Here is a 17913-nt window from a genome sequence, read left to right as displayed (position 1 = left end):
TTTAGTATAATAGACTTAGCTTGTTTTGACAAAGTTGTCTTAACACGCGCACGAATGTCCAATTATGTGCTATAATGGCTACTAGGTATAGAACGGAGTGGAAATATTTTATGACGAAGAAATCAAGGTTTGACCAATTTGGCTTTCAACCTTTTATTGGGCTTGCAATAGATAAATTAGGATTCTATGAGCCAACAGAAGTACAACAGAAGCTAATCCCAGGTATTTTAAAAGGTGAAAGTATCATTGGCCAATCTCAAACAGGTACAGGGAAAACCCATACTTTTATTTTGCCAATTATTAACAATGTGAATCCTGAAAAAGATGCAGTACAAGCGGTTATTACGGCACCAAGTCGTGAGCTTGCTACTCAAATTTATAATGAAATTCGCAAAGTAACCAAATACAGTGAAAAAGAAATCGCTGTACAACTCGTTATTGGTGGTACGGACAAACAACGTGCAATTGATAAACTAAAAAAACAGCCACAAATTATTGTCGGAACGCCTGGTCGTATCAATGACTTAATCCGTGAACAAGCTTTATTTGTTCATACGGCGAAAACGTTAGTTATTGACGAAGCAGACATGACACTTGATATGGGCTTCTTAAATGATGTTGACCATATCGCTGGAAAAATGCCAGCTAATTTACAAATGCTTGTTTTTTCCGCAACAATTCCGCAAAAATTAAAACCATTTTTAAGCAAATATATGGAAAATCCGCGTTATGAGCATATCCAACCAAAAGTGGCTGCTTCAAAAACGGTGGAACATCGCATTATGGCCACTCGTAGCCGTAATAAACTTGATTTACTTAAAAATGTTTTAGTTGGTTCGCAACCTTATTTGGCGATTGTTTTTACTAATACGAAAACAACAGCTGATGAAGTAGCAAACGGATTAATCGAACGTGGACTTAAAGTAGCCAAAATTCATGGTGACGTCAACCCGCGTGAACGTAAACGTACAATGAAACAAATCGAAAACTTAGATTACCAATATGTCGTTGCGACAGATTTAGCTGCCCGTGGTATTGATATCCAAGGAATTAGTCATGTCGTGAACTATGAGTTGCCAGATGACTTAGATTTCTACATTCACCGCACAGGTCGTACTGGTCGCGCCGGACATTCTGGTATCGCACTTACTTTATTCGAACCAGCTGACGAAGATCGTCTAAACCAACTCGAAAAAATGGGTATTGAGTTTAAACACGTTGACTGGAAAAATAAAGAATTTGTTACACTCGAAGACCGTAACCGTCGTGCAAAACGTGAAGCAAAACGCGAAACAGCTGACCCACGTGAAATTGGTATGCGTAAAAAAGCAAAACAAAAAGGTAAACCAAACTATAAAAAGAAAATTAACTACAAAATGAACGAAATTAAACGTCGCGAAAGACGGAAAAAACGATAAGTGAGGAATGAATTATGCTAAGACTAGGTTCTCATGTATCAATGAGCGGAAAGAAAATGCTTCTTGGCGCAAGTGAAGAAGCAGCTTCTTACGGCTCAAATACGTTTATGATTTATACTGGTGCTCCGCAAAATACGCGCAGAAAGCCAATTGAAGAGTTGAATATTGAAGCTGGCTTAGAACACATGAAAGCACATGATATGGCTGACATCGTTGTTCACGCGCCTTATATCATTAATATTGGAAACTCCGTTAAGCCAGAAACCTTTAAACTAGGTGTTAATTTCTTGCAATCTGAAATTGAACGTACGCGCGCGCTTGGTGCCAAGCAAATCGTACTTCATCCTGGTGCTCATGTTGGCGAAGGGGCAGATAAAGGAATCAAACAGATTATTCAAGGTCTTAATGAAGCATTAATACATGATCAAGATGTACAAATTGCTTTAGAAACAATGGCTGGAAAAGGTTCTGAATGTGGTCGTACTTTTGAGGAACTCGCACAAATTATCGATGGCGTAACGCACAATGAATTATTATCCGTTACGTTTGATACTTGTCATACGCATGATGCAGGTTACGATATTGTGAATGACTTTGACGGCGTATTAAATCAATTCGATAAAATTGTCGGCATTGATCGCTTGAAAGTATTACATATCAATGATAGCAAGAATGAACGAGGCGCACATAAAGACCGACATGCAAATATCGGTTTTGGTCATATTGGCTTTGATGCCCTTCATTATATTGTGCATCATCCGCAACTAGCAGATGTGCCGAAAATCCTTGAAACGCCTTATGTTGGTGAAGATAAAGCATCAAAAAAAGCACCATACAAATGGGAAATCGCCATGTTAAAAAATGGCGAATTTGACCCAGATTTATTAAATAAAATTCAAAACAGCTAAAAGGAGACGAAAATAATGACAAAAACACTTGTATTCGGTCATAAAAATCCAGATACAGATACGATTTGTTCTGCCATTAGTTACGCAGAATTAAAAAAAGCACAAGGAGCAGATATTGAAGCGGTTCGTTTAGGAGAGCTTAATAGTGAAACAGCTTTTGTTCTTGATTATTTCCAAGTAACAGCTCCACGCCTAGTTCAAACAGTTGCGAATGAAGTTTCTGAAGTAGCACTTGTTGATCATAATGAACGCCAACAAAGCGTAGATGATATTGACGATGTAATAGTTACAGCTGTAGTTGACCATCACCGTATCGCAAACTTCGAAACATCTGATCCACTTTATTACCGTGCTGAACCAGTTGGATGTACAACAACAATTCTTCTAAAAATGTTCCGCGAAAATGAAGTAGAAGTAAGCAAAACAGTTGCAGGTCTAATGCTTTCCGCAATTATTTCAGACACACTTCTTTTCCAATCGCCAACGTGCACGGAAGAAGATAAAGTAGCTGCTCAAAAATTAGCACAGATTGCAGACGTTGATATTCAATCATACGGCATGGAAATGCTAAAAGCAGGAGCAGATGTTAGCAAAAAAACAGTAGCTGAACTCCTACTAGATGCGAAAGAATTTAACATGAACGATAACAAAGTAGAAATTGCTCAAATCAATGTAGTGGATGTAAACGATGTGCTTAGCCGTCGCGCAGAAGTGGAGGCACTTATGACGCAAAATATTGTGGATAAAGGGCTTGATTTATATCTATTCGTCATCACTAATATCCTAACTAATGACTCTGTTGGAATCGCTATTGGTTCAAAAACAGCAGTCGTAGAAGAAGCATATGGTGTTAAATTTGTCGAAAACCAAGCACCATTAAAAGGCGTTGTATCTCGTAAAAAACAAGTTGTTCCAATCTTAACGGACACATTTGCTAAATAATTATACGAACCTGGAAAAGCTCCAAGCTTTCCAGGTTTTTTTGTCTAATTTTTTAATTCGAAGTAATTACGATTTACATTTTCACTATTATTTTATATACTAGTAAAAGCGGCTAGCAAATGCTGTCAAAGGAGAAACATGAATGAAAAAAATCATAGAAGTAAATAATGTAAGCTATCATTATGATAAAGAACATGCCTTAGAAAACATTCATTTTCAAGTTGCAAAAGGCAGTTTTACTGGTTTAATTGGCCCAAATGGTTCAGGTAAATCAACTATGTTAAAACTAATTCTTGGTGTACTCAAAAAACAACAAGGAAGCATCTCCTTATTTGGAGAAAAACAAGCAGATTTCAAAGACTGGGTCAAAATCGGCTTCGTTTCTCAAAAATCGAACGCCTTTAACTCCGCATTCCCAGCCACTGTGAAAGAAGTTGTCGCAAGCGGATTAACAAAGAAAAAAGGCTTATTTAAAACATTAAACAATAAAGATAAAGAAGACATAGATTACGCTTTGAAGCGAGTAGAAATGACAGATTATCTGCATCGCAACATCGGGGAGCTCTCTGGTGGCCAACAACAACGCGTTTTTATTGCACGTGCGCTGGTTAGCAGACCAGAACTTTTAATTTTAGATGAGCCAACCGTCGGAGTGGACGTCGAAAATGTCAAAGCTTTTTATGAACTTTTGGCCGAATTAAACCGGACAGAAGAAATGACACTTTTACTCGTGACACATGATTTGATGGCAGTGAATACGTATGTCAATCATGTTATTAGCATTAATAAGCGCATTATTTTCGACGGTTCCGCACATGAATATCAACATTATTTGGCTGACCGCGAACTTGAGATATTAGCAGAACAGCGTAGAAGGGAGGATGCTTGCCTTGATTGCGACGCTTCTCCAGTATGATTTTATTCGTAATACATTTATTGTAGGACTTGTGATAGGTGTTGTAGCCCCATTACTTGGAAGTTTTATCGTTGTTAGAAAACTTTCTTTAATGGCAGATGCGCTGAGCCATGTGACTCTAGGTGGGATTGCAGTTAGTTTGTTTTTAAGTAAAACTTATTTGCCATTAGCTGCCCTTAATCCGTTATATCTTGGCTTTGGTTTTTCCGTTGTAGGATCTTTATTAATGGAAAAACTCCGCAACGTCTATAAGCATTTTGAAGAATTAGCAATTCCGATTATTATGTCGGCAGGTATGGGTTTTTCTGTTATTTTTATTTCCTTAGCGAATGGCTTTAATACGGATTTGTTTAGTTATTTATTTGGTAGTGTTAGTGCCGTTAGCCGCACTGATATGATTACGATTGTCGTTACCGCGATTATTGTATTTATCGTTATTTTATCTTTATATAAAGAATTATTTCTACTATCATTTGATGAAGAATATGCAAAAGTTTCAGGTCTAAAAGCCAAAGTATTCGATGTTATTTTTATGGTATTAGTCGCTCTTGTAATAGCGTCTTCCATGCGAATCGTTGGTATTTTACTTGTCTCATCTTTAATGACATTACCTGTTGCAGCAGCTATTCGTATCGCTAAAGGATTTAAACAAACCATTTTATTATCGATTTTATTTGGTGAAATTGCAGTTATCGGTGGTCTATTTACCGCTTATTATTTAAATTTAGCGCCTGGTGGAGCTATTGTTATTATATCTGTGCTACTTTTAATCGTCACCATTTTATATCAAAAAATACGACAAAAAATCTTAATTTCAAAACGAGGTGAGGAAAATGGGACTTACAGCAACTGAAGCACTCATGAAAATGAAGGAAAAAGGCTATAAACACACAGATAAACGTGAATTTCTAATTAACTTACTAGCTCGGAAAAATAAATATTTGACGGCAAAAGATGTCTTAGAAAATATGAAAGATGATTTCCCGGGAATAAGTTTTGATACGATTTACCGCAATCTCTCTTTATTTGTAGAATTAGGTATTTTTGAAGAAACTGATCTTTCTGGTGAACGCAATTTCCGTTTAGCTTGTACACACGAACATCATCATCATCACTTTATCTGCATGAAATGTGGTAAAACAAAAGAAATTATGATGTGCCCAATGGATTTTTTAACCGAAGCTTTACCTGGTTACCAAATTGACGGGCACAAATTCGAAGTTTACGGCGAATGTCCAGAATGTTTACAAGCCTCTTAATAGCAAAAAGGTCCGAGATCCGGGCCTTTTTTATTTTTATCCTTAATGTTCATAGTTATTTCATATTTGTTTCTTATTCTGGACACTTTTTATCGCTAAAGTAAGAAGTAGCCGAAAGACGAAGGAGAGGAACAGTTTGACAAAATTAAAAAAAGTGATGATTTCCGTAATAGCAGCTACATTACTACTGCTCGCTGGTTGTGGAAGTAGCGCTGTTATAAAAACAGATGCAGGAAGTGTCACACAAGATGAGCTTTACGAAGCAATGAAAACGACTTATGGAAATGAGGTCGTGCAACAACTTACTTTCAAAAAAATCTTAGAAGATAAATACACCGTAACAGAAAAAGAAGTAAATGCAGAATATAAGAAATATGAAGAACAATACGGTGACTCATTTGAATCAACGTTATCCTCTAATAATTTAACAAAAACTTCTTTCAAAGAAAATTTAGAGTATAATTTACTTGTTCAAAAAGCAACCGAAGCGAACATGGATGTTAGTGAAAGTAAACTAAAAGCCTACTACAAAACGTGGGAACCAGATATTACTGTTCGCCATATTTTAGTAGATGATGAAGCCACAGCAAAAGAAATTCAAACGAAATTGAAAAATGGTGAAAAATTTACTGATTTAGCAAAAGAATACTCGACAGATACTGCAACTAGCACAAATGGTGGACTTTTAGATCCATTTGGCCCTGGAGAAATGGACGAAACTTTCGAAAAAGCAGCCTATGCACTAGAAAATAAAGACGATGTAAGTGGCATTGTTAAATCCACTTACGGATATCACTTGATTCAATTAGTCAAGAAAACAGAAAAAGGCACTTACGCAAAAGAAAAAGCCAACGTAAAAGCCGCTTATATTAAATCTCAATTAACGTCTGAAAATATGACAGCTGCACTCAAAAAAGAGTTAAAAGCTGCTAATATTGATATTAAAGATAGTGATTTAAAAGATGCATTTGCAGATTACACAAGTACATCCTCAACAAGTTCAACGACTACATCTAACTAAAGTTATTTCGGATCCACCTATATTAAAAGCCCTTTACTGGTTTTGATTCCCGTCAAAAACACACGCCAGTAAAGGGCTTTTCTATGCAAATAAACGTATTAGGGCCATGGAAATAATACCAACTACGACAATCCACATTAGATTTTTTGTTAAGATGGCTGTAATAATGGTAGGCAATGAAGCGAGTAGATTTTCGATATTAATTCCCGGAAAACTATTTTCCCTTGTGATCAATAAACTTTGAACGAATAGCGCTGTAAGAATGCAAAGGGGGACATACGATAAATAGCGAATCACTACATCTGGAAGCTGTAATTTACGAACAAATATAAACGGCAAGACACGCGGTATAAAAGTTACAAGACCGCAACCAATAATAACAAATAAAGTATAAGAACTTAACGCCATCTCTCTAAAATCACTCCCATCAAACATCCAAGTAACGTCGCGGTTAAAATAGCTAGTTCAGGTGTCATAACTCGCATAAACAGAATCAAAAACACTGCAACAAGTACCATCACTAACAAACTTGTACTCATTTTTTTACTTTTGTCGCTAACTACTTGTAAATAAAGTAAGCCGATAAACATAGCAGACAAAGCAAAATCTAAACCAAATTGTTCTGGATTTGGCAGCCAATTACCAATAAATGCACCAACAATACAGGCGACAATCCATGCCAGATAGGCAGTTATATTTATTCCGTGCATCCATTTAGCACTAACAGTTTTTTTATTGCCAATATGATTCATCGATACACCAAACGTTTCGTCTGTGAGAAGAGAACCAATCCCAATATTATTCCACAATGAATACTTCTTAAAATGAGGAGCTTCCGCCATACTCATTAAAAAATGCCTTGAATTAATTAAAAAAGTAGTAAAAATGATTGCTGATATCGGACTCTGTAGTAATAACAAACCAGAAATAATAAATTGCGCCGCACCTGCGTAAACGATAATCGCAAGTAATGTCACTTCTAAAAGGCTTAAATGGGATGCTTTTCCTACTACTCCTGCAGCAATACCAATCCCAGCATAACCAAGGACGGTAGGGAGACAGGCTTTAACACCATCATAAAAACTGAGCTCATTTTCTTTTTCCAACGATAATCCCCCTTGAAACAAAAACCTTGATACGATTATCTAAGGCTTTCCAAATCTATTTTCTTCACAAAAAATTCTTCTGCCAAAATATCAATTTCTTTCTTAAGTTCGTCTATCATAATAGCTTCCGGTACTTTTCGAATAATTTTACCATGTCTAAAAAGAAGGCCTTCTCCGTTTGAACCAGCAATTCCGATATCGGCTTCGCGAGCTTCTCCAGGGCCGTTGACCGCACAGCCAAGCACGGCTACTTTAATCGGAACTTCAATCTTTGCTATGTAATTTTCCACTTCATTAGCGATACGAATTAAATCAATCTCTATTCGACCGCAAGTAGGGCAGGAGATAAGCATTGCGGCATTCGAGGAAAAACCAAATGATTTTAAAACTTCCCGGGCCACTTTTATTTCTTCCACAGGATCAGCACTCAAAGATACTCGTAATGTATTTCCAATGCCCAAACTGAGTATCGCTCCTAAACCAGCAGCACTTTTTATTCCTCCAGCAAATTGTGTACCAGATTCTGTAATTCCGAGATGCAGAGGATAATTAAATGCGCGACTAGCTTTATCATAAGCTTCAATTGCTAAATTCACATCAGAAGCCTTCAAAGAAACAATGATATCATAAAAATCTAAATCTTCGAGAATTTTAATATGGGCAAGTGCACTTTCTACCATTCCGTCAGCAGTAGGGTAACCATATTTTTGAATAATTTTCTTTTCTAAACTACCAGCATTAACCCCAATACGGATTGGAATATTTTTTGCTTTAGCAGAATTAACCACTTTTTCCACCCGATCACGGCGACCAATGTTACCAGGATTAATCCGAATTTTGTCAACACCTGCATCAATAGCTTTAAGTGCTAGTCGGTAATCAAAATGAATATCTGCCACAAGCGGAATATGAATCTTTTTCTTGATGGCACTAAGAGCATTCGCTGCACGTTCATCAGGACAAGCAACTCGCACAATCTGACAACCAGCTTCTTCTAATCGGTGAATTTCTGCTACTGTTGCTTCGACATCATGTGTCTTTGTAGTAGTCATGCTTTGGATAGTTAATTCCTCACTGCCACCAATAGTTAAATTACCCACTTGGACTGGGCGAGTGTTTTCGCGAAATATTCTTTCATTCAAAGAGACCACTCCTTTAGACTAGCTTTTATTTTTTTATCATACCATTTTCATGAAACAAAATCACGTGAATGATGCCACAAAAAAGCCACCTGCGTGAGCAAGTGGCTATCATTTATTTCTCTAAAATTGTAGGCTCGCTTGGAGGAATTGAACGAATCGCAAGGAAAACAAAAATCATACTCACGACCATGTTAATTTCCATTCCAAAAGGAACAATAATTTGTAAAGCTTCCATAATCATGGTGAACACTGCTGCCAGTGTAATACTGTAAGAAGCAATCATCCAATTTTGGCGGAAGGCGATACCAGTTCGGCCAAATCCAGAAAGAATAAATCCGAAAAGCGCATACAGTGCTACTCGGAAGAAGACCGAGCCTAGCGTAAAGATAAAGAGTACTAGTAAAGCAATTGGAATAAAGTATTTAGCTAATGACTCAATCGAATTATATAAATGAACTAAATCTGCCTTATCACTAATTCCTGCCGTGTCATAACTAACAGATTGCGAAACACCAGCTGCAGTAATATAAATACTATCTGATAGAAAAGCTACCGCGCTATCATAAGAAGCAATTTTATTATCTACGTCATCCTTATCCAGTGTTCCGGAAGCATCAAAATAAATATGTAGTTCATCTTGATCAATCGAGATAGGTATATTTTTTGCATTTTTATCTGTTAACACTAATTTGCCATCAGTCACTTTGAAATTGGGTATTTCATTGGTAATAGTTTCTTCGCCAACTTTGAGCGCATTTTTTGTTGTGACGTTCGTAAAATATGCTAATGGAAGGAATGTTACAAATGATAAAACAATAATGTACACGATACTTTTTCTAATTTTATCATTTCGAAACGATGCAATATCCGCAGGGGAATATAAGCTCTTCCAGAAGCGTTTAAAAATATTCATTCTTTTTTCAACACCTCGCCTAATGGTTTAACTTTTGAGTTTCAGGGAAAAAGATACATGTATGTGCAAAAGAGCGTACTTTTCCACCTAAACTTAATCATAGCTTGAAATGGTCGCAAAATCAATGTTGAAACATCACTGAGCAGAAAAATTGCAAGCATTTAGGGAGCATGGTAGGCTAAATGGTGTAAGAAGAAACTGTTTTTAAGGTTGATAGTAGTTCTATTGAAATAGGACATGAAACTTTTGCCTTATACGTCATTTCTTTTCACGTAAAAACAATACAAGGAGGAATTTTTAATGACTTACGAATTACCTAAATTACCTTATACTTATGATGCTTTGGAGCCGAATTTTGATAAAGAAACCATGGAAATTCACTATACAAAGCACCACAATACTTATGTAACAAAACTAAATGAAGCGGTTGCTGGTCATCCTGAACTTGCAAGCAAATCTGCGGAAGAATTAGTTACTAACCTAGATAGCGTTCCTGAAGATATTCGCGGCGCTGTCCGTAACCACGGTGGCGGGCATGCTAACCATACATTGTTCTGGTCTATTCTTAGCCCAAATGGTGGCGGCGCTCCAACTGGCAATTTAAAAGCAGCAATCGAAAGCGAATTCGGTACTTTTGACGAATTTAAAGAAAAATTCAATGCAGCAGCTGCAGCACGTTTTGGTTCTGGTTGGGCTTGGCTAGTAGTTAATGATGGCAAATTAGAAATCGTTTCTACAGCTAACCAAGATTCTCCATTAAGCGATGGCAAAACACCCGTTCTTGGCTTAGATGTTTGGGAACATGCTTACTACCTTAAATTCCAAAACCGTCGTCCTGAATATATCGACACATTTTGGAATGTTATTAACTGGGATGAAGCTAACAAACGCTTTGACGCAGCTAAATAATAATCATAAGACTCACTTCGGTGGGTCTTTTTTAATTTCTAATGAATTTCTAATCAACTTACAGTGGAAAAATCATGTTATTTCAGCTACAATAGGGAAAGGTATTATTGAAAAGTGAGGTAACTATGCGTGAAACTAAATTTTAGAAAAAAGAAAAAAGATTCCACTAAGAAGAAACGCGCCATCATTCCACTACGTTTAAATATTCTATTCTTTATTATTTTTATATTATTCTCCGTGTTAATTTTACGACTTGGTATTGTTCAAATCGTGCAAGGGGATACGTACAAACGTCAATTAGAAGAAACAGATAACGTAACAGTTTCCAAAAACGTACCACGTGGTAGCATTTATGACCGGAATTACAATTTGTTGGTTGGTAATTCAGCGGTTAAATCCATTACCTACACACGTAGCCAACAAACACAGACTGCAGAAACTCTACATGTAGCTCAAACATTGGAAAAGCTAATTACTGTTGAGCCTGAAAAGTTAACTGATCGTGATTTGAAAGATTACTGGATTTTAACGCATCAAACTGAATCTTTAAACCGCTTATCCGCGAAAGAACAAGCGCTTGATTCATCTAAAGCTTACAAAATCCAAGTTGACAAAGTGACAAAAGAAGATATCGCTAGCTTAACCAGTGAAGACTTAAAAGTAGCAACCATATATAAGAAAATGACAACTGGATATGCCATGACTGAATCTGTCGTGAAAAATAAAGATGTGACAGACGAAGAAATTGCACGTGTCAGTGAAAACATGGACAGTTTACCTGGTGTAGACACCACTACAGACTGGAATCGCTATTACACGTATGATGAAACTTTACGCTCGATTTTAGGTTCTGTTTCTACAGCTAAAGAAGGTCTACCAAAAGACAAAGCAGAATACTACTTATCTCAAGGATATAGTCGTAATGATCGCGTTGGTAAAAGCTATCTAGAAGCTCAATATGAAAGTGTGCTCGCTGGGTCAAAATCTCAGTCAGAAAGCGTACTTGATTCTAAAGGTAATATTATTGAAACTGTCAACAAATACGAAGGCTCCAAAGGGAAAGATTTAGTTCTTTCTGTTGATGTTGAATTTCAAAAAGCAGTAGAAGAAATTCTCCAAAAAAACATCAAACAAGGTAAACAATATGCTGGTTCAGATTTATTTGACCGCGCATTCGTTGTTGCCATGGATCCATATTCTGGAGAAGTCCTTGCATTAGCAGGACAGAAACTAAATGACAAGAGCGAGTTTGAAGATTATTCCCTTGGTACATTTACAACTGCCTACGCAATGGGCTCTGCTGTCAAAGGTTCTACTATCCTTGGTGGTATTATGGACGGTGCTATTACAAACAAAACTGTTTTCACTGACCAACCAATTGTACTAAAAGGAACAAAACCAAAGAGCTCATGGTTTAACAGAACCGGAGCTGGTAATAGACCACTTGATCCTGTAGGAGCTTTAGAAATTTCTTCTAACTCCTATATGTACCAAGTTGCAATGAAAATGGGTGGCGCAAACTATGTACCAAACGGACCTCTTAGAGCACCACTTAGCACCTTTGACGATATGCGTTACTACTACAACCAATTCGGTCTAGGTGTAAAAACTGGCATCGACCTCCCAGGTGAACAAACTGGTTATAAAGGGGACGACCAAACAATCGGTAAAATTCTCGATTTCGCTATCGGACAATATGACTCCTACACGCCACTACAAATGGCTCAATATGTTTCTACTATTGCCAATGGGGGTTCAAGAATCGCTCCTAGTATGGTAAAAGAAATTAGAAATCCAAGTACTAATGGTGACTCTGTTGGAACACTTGCAACAGCTAATGAACCAAAAGTATTAAATAAAATCGGTGTTTCTGAAAGTGATATCAAAACAGTACAACAAGGCTTCTATGAAGTAACACATGGTTCAACAGGTACCGCAAGAACTGTTTTCACTTCAAGTGATTACGATGTCGCTGGTAAGACAGGCACCGCGGATGCGTTCTATGATGGACCAAAAGAAGGTAACAAAATGGCCAGTGTTTGGAATACGACATTCGTCGGTTATGCGCCAGTGGAAAAACCAGAAATAGCTATTTCCGTTGTTGTTCCTTGGATTTATCGTCCATATGGTACGGACCAAAAAACAAATATGAAAATCTCCAAAGAAGTATTCGACAAATACTTCGAACTTAAAAAAGAACGATCTGAATCGAAAAAAGATACTTCAAAAGTAGAGCAACCAATTAACAACAAAGAAGCAGCTGCGAAAGCACAATCAGAACAAACCGAAAATTAATCAAAAACCACTTTCATTTATTTGAAAGTGGTTTTTTTATTTCAAACTAACAAACAATTTAAAAAAATAGTTGCTAATGCGTATAAAAAACTGCGAAATGGCTTTGTTTATGGTATGATAAAGTAAGTGTAAAATTAACCAGATTTCTGTTTTTAGGCAGGAATACGAGGATTAAATTGAAGGAGGAATTGTAAACTATGACAAAAAGCTATCATGTCGCAGTTGTAGGTGCAACTGGTGCAGTTGGTACCCAAATGATTGAATTACTAGAAGAGGCGGCGACTTTTAAGATAAAGCAAGTTTCATTCTTGTCTTCTATTCGTTCTGCTGGAAAAAAACTATCCTTCCGCGGTGAAGAAGTAACTATTCAAGAAGCCACACCTGAAAGTTTTGAAGGCGTTGATATCGCTTTATTTAGCGCTGGTGGTTCTGTATCGAAAGCACTTGCGAAAGAAGCAGTTAAACGTGGAGCTATCGTTATTGATAACACGAGTGCATATCGTATGGATCCAACAGTTCCATTAGTCGTTCCTGAAGTGAATGAAAAAGCACTTTTCTCTCATAATGGTATTATTGCTAATCCTAACTGTTCCACTATTCAGATGGTAGCAGCCCTCGAACCGATTCGAGAAGCATTCGGCTTAAATCGTATTATTGTTTCCACTTATCAAGCTGTTTCTGGCTCTGGTGTAAGCGCAATTCAAGAATTAAAAGACGGTAGCAGAGCTGTTCTGGATAACAAAGAATTCACTCCACAAATCATGCCCGTTAAAGGGGACAAAAAACATTATCCAATCGCTTTTAATGCATTGCCACAAATTGACGTTTTCACAGAGAATGACTATACATACGAAGAAATGAAAATGATCAATGAAACAAAAAAAATCATGGAAGACAACACAATAAAAGTTTCTGCTACGTGCGTTCGTATCCCAGTAGTTAGCGGACACTCTGAAAGTGTTTATATCGAAGTGGATAAAGAAGGCATAACTGCTAAAGAAATCCAAAATGCACTAAAAAATGCACCTGGTATTGTCCTAGAAGATGACCCAGAAAATCAAGTTTACCCACAAGCTGTTCAAGCTGCAGGTAAGAAGGAAGTCTTCGTTGGTCGTATTCGTGCTGACATAGACGACCCTAAAGGTTTTCATATGTGGATTGTTTCTGATAATTTACTAAAAGGTGCCGCATGGAATTCGATTCAAATAGCTGAAAGTTTAGTTAAATTAGCGATTATTTAGAGGTGTAAGTAATGAAAATTATTGTCCAAAAATTTGGCGGAACATCCGTACAAAATGAAAAATCACGTTTGATGGCATTCAATCATATCAAACAAGTACTAAAAGAAGGATATAAAGTTGTTGTTGTCGTTTCAGCCATTGGTAGATACGGAGATCCTTATGCGACCGACACACTATTAGAACTTATTGGTGCTAAAAATACAAAGCTAACAGCTAGAGAACAAGATACTTTACTCTCTGTCGGCGAAACTATTTCAGCATCTGTATTTACAAATATGTTAAAAGAAGCAAATATTAAAGCAGAGGCGTTTTCTGGTGGTCAAGCAGGCATCATTACATCAGACGACCATTTAAATGCAAAAATCACAGAAGTGGATACAGCTCGTTTGAAAGACGCATTAACGAACCTTGATGTAGCAGTAGTTGCTGGCTTCCAAGGTATTACTGCAAATGGGGATATTTCCACATTAGGACGCGGAGGAAGTGATACATCCGCAGCAGCTCTAGGAGTTTCGTTACAAGCAAACTATATTGATATCTTTACGGATGTAGATGGAATGATGACAGCCGATCCACGTATCGTAGAACACGCGCGTTCACTACCACGAGTAAGTTATAACGAAGTGAGCAATATGGCATATCAAGGTGCAAAAGTTATCCATCCACGTGCAGTTGAGATTGCGATGACTGCAAAAATACCAATGCGGATTCGTTCTACCTATTTGGAAAGCACCGGAACACTTGTCACTTCACTAGCTGATGATTCAGGTCATTTTGACGTGAAAGAACGAATGGTAACCGGCGTAGCTCATGTAACCAATTTAACACAAATATCAGTACAAACGGATACTGTAAAAGCACAACAACTCGCTTTTAAAATATTAGCAGATGCAGGAATCAGCCTTGATTTCATTAACATCTCTACTAACTCTGTCATTTTTACGGTACCCGAAGAAAAATCTCATGTAGTAAAACAACTATTAGAAGATGCAGACTTACAAACAACTGTACGACAAGCTTGTGCGAAAGTTTCTATTGTTGGCGCCGGAATCACAGGTGTTCCCGGTGTTACTGCAAAAATCGTTGGCGCATTATCTGAAAAAAATATCCCAATTTTACAATCAGCGGATAGTCATACTACTATTTGGGTATTAGTAAGAGAAAAGGACTTAATTTCAGCAGTCAATGCCCTTCATGACGTATTTTGTTTGGAAATTAAGTAAGGAGGAAATGAAAGATGGATTTAGGGAAAGTAATTACAGCAATGGTGACACCAATTCACCCAGAGAAAGATAAAGTATGCAAAAAAAGAATTCATCATCTCGTGAATCACTTAATCAAAAATGGCTCAGACGGTTTAGTAATCGCTGGAACAACTGGCGAATCTCCAACTTTATCCCATGATGAAAAAATAAAATTATTTCGCCAAGTAATTGAAACTAATGACGGACGTGCGAAATTAATTGCTGGAACAGGCTCCAATAACACAGCTGAAACAATCGCTTTTACAAAAGAAGTTGCCACGCTTGGTGGTATGGATGCTGTTTTAATCGTAGCTCCATATTACAATAAACCAAATCAAGATGGCTTGTATGCCCATTTTGCCGCGGTTGCTGAAGCTTCTGATTTGCCAGTAGTTATTTATAATATTCCTGGCCGTAGTGTTGTTAATATCGAGCCAGAAACAATTATTCGTCTAGCGAAATTGCCTAATATTGTTGGTGTAAAAGAATCTAGCGGTAATTTGGATAATATAAGCAAAATCATCGCTGAAACTTCGGACGATTTCCAGGTGTACAGTGGGGACGACAGTTTAACATTACCAATTCTTGCAGTTGGCGGAAACGGTGTTATTTCTGTTGCCAGCCATATTGTAGGGAATGAAATGCAAGAAATGATTCAAGCATTTGAACGTGGTGAAGTTCAAAAAGCTGCTCAAATTCACCGAGAGTTATTACCCCTCATGAATGGATTATTCTCAGTACCGAACCCAGCACCAACAAAATACTTACTGAATCAACAAGGTATTAGCGTTGGACCTGTAAGACTACCACTTGTAGATTTGAATGCTGAACAAGGAACGAAATTACAAGCTATATTAGAAGGACTTTCTAAATAGTTCAAAGGAGGTCTACGCTTTGACAATAAAAAAAGCGAAAAACATAAAAATCATTCCACTCGGCGGTGTCGATGAAAGTGGCAAAAATTTATATGTAGTAGAAATAGACGAAGATATCTTTATATTAGATGCGGGCTTAATGTTCCCCGAAAATGAATTACTAGGAATTGATATTGTCATTCCTGATTTCAAATATTTAGAAGAAAATAAAGATCGTGTAAAAGCTATTTTTCTAACACACGGTCACGAAGATGCCATTGGTGCATTGCCATACTTACTTCAAAAAATCAAAGCGCCTGTTTACGGGACAGAATTAACGATTGCTCTAGCAAAATCAGCGCTTAAAGAGCACCGCAAACTACGCTTCAAGAATTTCCATGTCGTTAACGAAGAAACAACATTGTCCTTTTCAAAAATTGATGTTTCCTTTTTCCGGACAACACATACTATTCCTGATTCTGTGGGTATTGTCCTTGAAACAAGCGAAGGATCCATTGTTTATACAGGGGATTTCAAATTCGATCAATCAGCGAAAGACGGCTACGCTTCTGATTTAAGCCATATTGCAGAATTTGGCGAAAAGGGTGTACTTGCCTTGCTTTCGGATAGTTCAGAGGCTGAGCACCCTGGAACGACTTCTAGTGATAGTTTAATTGAAGAAGAGATCAGACATGCTTTCCGAATGGCAGACGGCAGAATTATCGTTGCTTGTGTAGCTTCTAATTTAATTCGCTTACAACAAGTACTCGATGCATCCGTTGCAACCAAACGTAAAGTCGCTATTGTTGGTAAAGAACTAGAGCGTGTTTTCGAAATTGCTGGCAGTTTAGGTAAAATCGTCATTGAAGAAGACTTAATTGTTCCGTTAAAAGAACTTAAAAAATATAGCGATGATGAAATTACAATTATTGAAACAGGTAATCTAGGAGAACCAATTCAATCATTACAATTAATGACTAAAGGAAACCATCCGCAACTTAACATCAAACCTGGCGATACTGTTTACATTACGACTACGCCATCGCCATCTCTTGAAACAATGATGGCGAAAACAATGGATATGCTCTATAAAGCAGGTGCGAAAGTGCTAACTATGAGTAACAATCTCTTCATCTCTGGTCATGCAAGCCAAGAAGATTTAAAATTAATGATTAACTTATTAAAACCAAGATATTTTGTTCCAGTTCACGGAGAATATCGCATGTTAATCAGCCATGCTAAATTAGCTCATGAAGTTGGCATGGCAAAATCAGAAGTATTTATCGTTGGTAAAGGCGAAATTTTAGAATATAAAAATGATAAAATGACGGCCGGAAATCGCGTTTATTCTGGTAATACTTTAATTGATGGATTAGGTGTTGGTGATGTAGGAAACATCGTGCTACGCGACCGTAAATTACTCTCAGAAGACGGAATTTTCATCGTTGTAGTAACACTTAATCGTAAATCAAAAACCATTACTTCAGGACCAGAAATCATTTCACGCGGCTTTATCTACGTGCGCGAATCAGAACATTTGATTGAAGAATCTTCCAAAGTTGTCACAAAAATTGTTGAAAAAAATCTTCAAGAAACCGGCTTTGAATGGGCGAAATTAAAACAAGACATTCGCGACCAATTAAATCGCTACTTATTTGAACAAACAAAACGACGTCCAATGATTTTACCAATTATTATGGAAGTCTAGAATGAACTGCTGCACATTCGTGTGTGGCAGTTTTTTT

At 37.2% G+C, this 17913-nt stretch carries 17 protein-coding genes; 13 read left to right on the top strand and 4 right to left on the bottom strand.

All coding sequences use genetic code 11. The annotated features are described in order from the left end of the window. Positions 1–110: 110 nt before the first annotated feature. The 7 genes from cshB to CKV70_RS07325 all read left to right on the top strand — a co-directional run bounded on the left by cshB (position 111) and on the right by CKV70_RS07325 (position 6464). Positions 111–1418 (top strand): DEAD-box ATP-dependent RNA helicase CshB, encoded by a 1308-nt coding sequence (gene cshB / locus CKV70_RS07355; protein ID WP_003721956.1) that lies wholly within the window; start codon positions 111–113, stop codon positions 1416–1418. A 14-nt stretch (positions 1419–1432) separates the two neighbouring features. Continuing rightward, positions 1433–2326: a deoxyribonuclease IV gene (locus CKV70_RS07350; protein WP_014600833.1), complete on the top strand. Its 894-nt coding sequence runs from the start codon at positions 1433–1435 to the stop codon at positions 2324–2326. A 15-nt stretch (positions 2327–2341) separates the two neighbouring features. Beyond that, positions 2342–3268, top strand: coding sequence for a manganese-dependent inorganic pyrophosphatase (locus CKV70_RS07345; RefSeq protein ID WP_014600832.1), 927 nt, complete (start codon positions 2342–2344; stop codon positions 3266–3268). 142 nt (positions 3269–3410) lie between these two features. Beyond that, positions 3411–4184, top strand: coding sequence for a zinc ABC transporter ATP-binding protein ZurA (gene zurA / locus CKV70_RS07340; RefSeq protein WP_010990125.1), 774 nt, complete (start codon positions 3411–3413; stop codon positions 4182–4184). Continuing rightward, positions 4159–5037, top strand: coding sequence for a zinc ABC transporter permease ZurM (gene zurM / locus CKV70_RS07335; protein WP_009933330.1), 879 nt, complete (start codon positions 4159–4161; stop codon positions 5035–5037). Before zurA ends, zurM begins: the two co-directional genes overlap by 26 nt. Further along, positions 5018–5443 (top strand): transcriptional regulator ZurR, encoded by a 426-nt coding sequence (zurR, locus tag CKV70_RS07330; RefSeq protein ID WP_003721950.1) that lies wholly within the window; start codon positions 5018–5020, stop codon positions 5441–5443. Before zurM ends, zurR begins: the two co-directional genes overlap by 20 nt. 136 nt (positions 5444–5579) lie before the next feature. Then, on the top strand, positions 5580–6464 hold the full coding sequence (locus CKV70_RS07325; RefSeq protein WP_003721949.1) for a post-translocation chaperone PrsA1: 885 nt from the start codon (positions 5580–5582) through the stop codon (positions 6462–6464). Positions 6465–6545: 81 nt separating this feature from the next. On the opposite strand, the gene CKV70_RS07320 is transcribed toward CKV70_RS07325, so the two are convergent. From CKV70_RS07320 to CKV70_RS07305, 4 genes are all read right to left on the bottom strand, one after another. Then, a complete protein-coding gene (locus tag CKV70_RS07320) occupies positions 6546–6872 on the bottom strand; it encodes an AzlD domain-containing protein (protein WP_003721948.1) in 327 nt (108 codons plus the stop codon). Next, positions 6863–7570, bottom strand: a complete 708-nt coding sequence (locus CKV70_RS07315; protein ID WP_014600831.1) for an AzlC family ABC transporter permease — start codon at positions 7568–7570, stop codon at positions 6863–6865. Before CKV70_RS07315 ends, CKV70_RS07320 begins: the two co-directional genes overlap by 10 nt. 35 nt (positions 7571–7605) lie before the next feature. After that, positions 7606–8712 carry a flavodoxin-dependent (E)-4-hydroxy-3-methylbut-2-enyl-diphosphate synthase gene (gene ispG, locus CKV70_RS07310; protein WP_014930941.1) on the bottom strand — a complete coding sequence of 369 codons (1107 nt, stop codon included), beginning with the start codon at positions 8710–8712 and terminating at the stop codon, positions 7606–7608. Between the two features lie 112 nt (positions 8713–8824). Next, a complete protein-coding gene (locus CKV70_RS07305) occupies positions 8825–9625 on the bottom strand; it encodes a DUF1189 domain-containing protein (RefSeq protein WP_003721945.1) in 801 nt (266 codons plus the stop codon). Positions 9626–9925: 300 nt separating this feature from the next. Between CKV70_RS07305 and CKV70_RS07300 the strand changes: the two genes are divergently transcribed. From CKV70_RS07300 to CKV70_RS07275, 6 genes are all read left to right on the top strand, one after another. Next, the gene (locus CKV70_RS07300; RefSeq protein ID WP_003732335.1) at positions 9926–10534 is read left to right on the top strand and encodes a superoxide dismutase; all 609 of its coding nucleotides are present in this window, start codon (positions 9926–9928) and stop codon (positions 10532–10534) included. 129 nt (positions 10535–10663) lie between these two features. Then, positions 10664–12829 (top strand): peptidoglycan D,D-transpeptidase FtsI family protein, encoded by a 2166-nt coding sequence (locus CKV70_RS07295; RefSeq protein WP_014600829.1) that lies wholly within the window; start codon positions 10664–10666, stop codon positions 12827–12829. A 197-nt stretch (positions 12830–13026) separates the two neighbouring features. Then, complete coding sequence (locus CKV70_RS07290; RefSeq protein WP_014600828.1) at positions 13027–14070, top strand: aspartate-semialdehyde dehydrogenase; 1044 nt, start codon at positions 13027–13029, stop codon at positions 14068–14070. 11 nt (positions 14071–14081) lie between these two features. Continuing rightward, positions 14082–15293, top strand: a complete 1212-nt coding sequence (dapG, locus tag CKV70_RS07285) for an aspartate kinase (RefSeq protein ID WP_003721941.1) — start codon at positions 14082–14084, stop codon at positions 15291–15293. Between the two features lie 14 nt (positions 15294–15307). After that, a complete protein-coding gene (gene dapA / locus CKV70_RS07280) occupies positions 15308–16189 on the top strand; it encodes a 4-hydroxy-tetrahydrodipicolinate synthase (protein ID WP_003721940.1) in 882 nt (293 codons plus the stop codon). A gap of 19 nt (positions 16190–16208) precedes the next feature. Then, the gene (locus tag CKV70_RS07275) at positions 16209–17876 is read left to right on the top strand and encodes a ribonuclease J (protein WP_003721939.1); all 1668 of its coding nucleotides are present in this window, start codon (positions 16209–16211) and stop codon (positions 17874–17876) included. Positions 17877–17913 lie beyond the last annotated feature (37 nt).

It is taken from the genome of Listeria monocytogenes, from assembly GCF_900187225.1.
Classification (GTDB): Bacteria; Bacillota; Bacilli; order Lactobacillales; family Listeriaceae; genus Listeria; species Listeria monocytogenes.
This window is presented reverse-complemented; position numbering and strand designations above follow the sequence as displayed.

Excerpts from the sequence above, each read along its gene's own strand:
- CKV70_RS07300 (WP_003732335.1), top strand. The coding sequence starts at position 9,926 with ATGACTTACGAATTACCTAAATTACCTTATACTTATGATGCTTTGGAG.
- cshB (WP_003721956.1), top strand. The coding sequence starts at position 111 with ATGACGAAGAAATCAAGGTTTGACCAATTTGGCTTTCAACCTTTTATT.
- CKV70_RS07320 (WP_003721948.1), bottom strand. The coding sequence starts at position 6,872 with ATGGCGTTAAGTTCTTATACTTTATTTGTTATTATTGGTTGCGGTCTT.
- dapG (WP_003721941.1), top strand. The coding sequence starts at position 14,082 with ATGAAAATTATTGTCCAAAAATTTGGCGGAACATCCGTACAAAATGAA.
- CKV70_RS07305 (WP_003721945.1), bottom strand. The coding sequence starts at position 9,625 with ATGAATATTTTTAAACGCTTCTGGAAGAGCTTATATTCCCCTGCGGAT.
- zurA (WP_010990125.1), top strand. The coding sequence starts at position 3,411 with ATGAAAAAAATCATAGAAGTAAATAATGTAAGCTATCATTATGATAAA.
- zurR (WP_003721950.1), top strand. The coding sequence starts at position 5,018 with ATGGGACTTACAGCAACTGAAGCACTCATGAAAATGAAGGAAAAAGGC.
- CKV70_RS07350 (WP_014600833.1), top strand. The coding sequence starts at position 1,433 with ATGCTAAGACTAGGTTCTCATGTATCAATGAGCGGAAAGAAAATGCTT.
- CKV70_RS07345 (WP_014600832.1), top strand. The coding sequence starts at position 2,342 with ATGACAAAAACACTTGTATTCGGTCATAAAAATCCAGATACAGATACG.
- dapA (WP_003721940.1), top strand. The coding sequence starts at position 15,308 with ATGGATTTAGGGAAAGTAATTACAGCAATGGTGACACCAATTCACCCA.
- CKV70_RS07290 (WP_014600828.1), top strand. The coding sequence starts at position 13,027 with ATGACAAAAAGCTATCATGTCGCAGTTGTAGGTGCAACTGGTGCAGTT.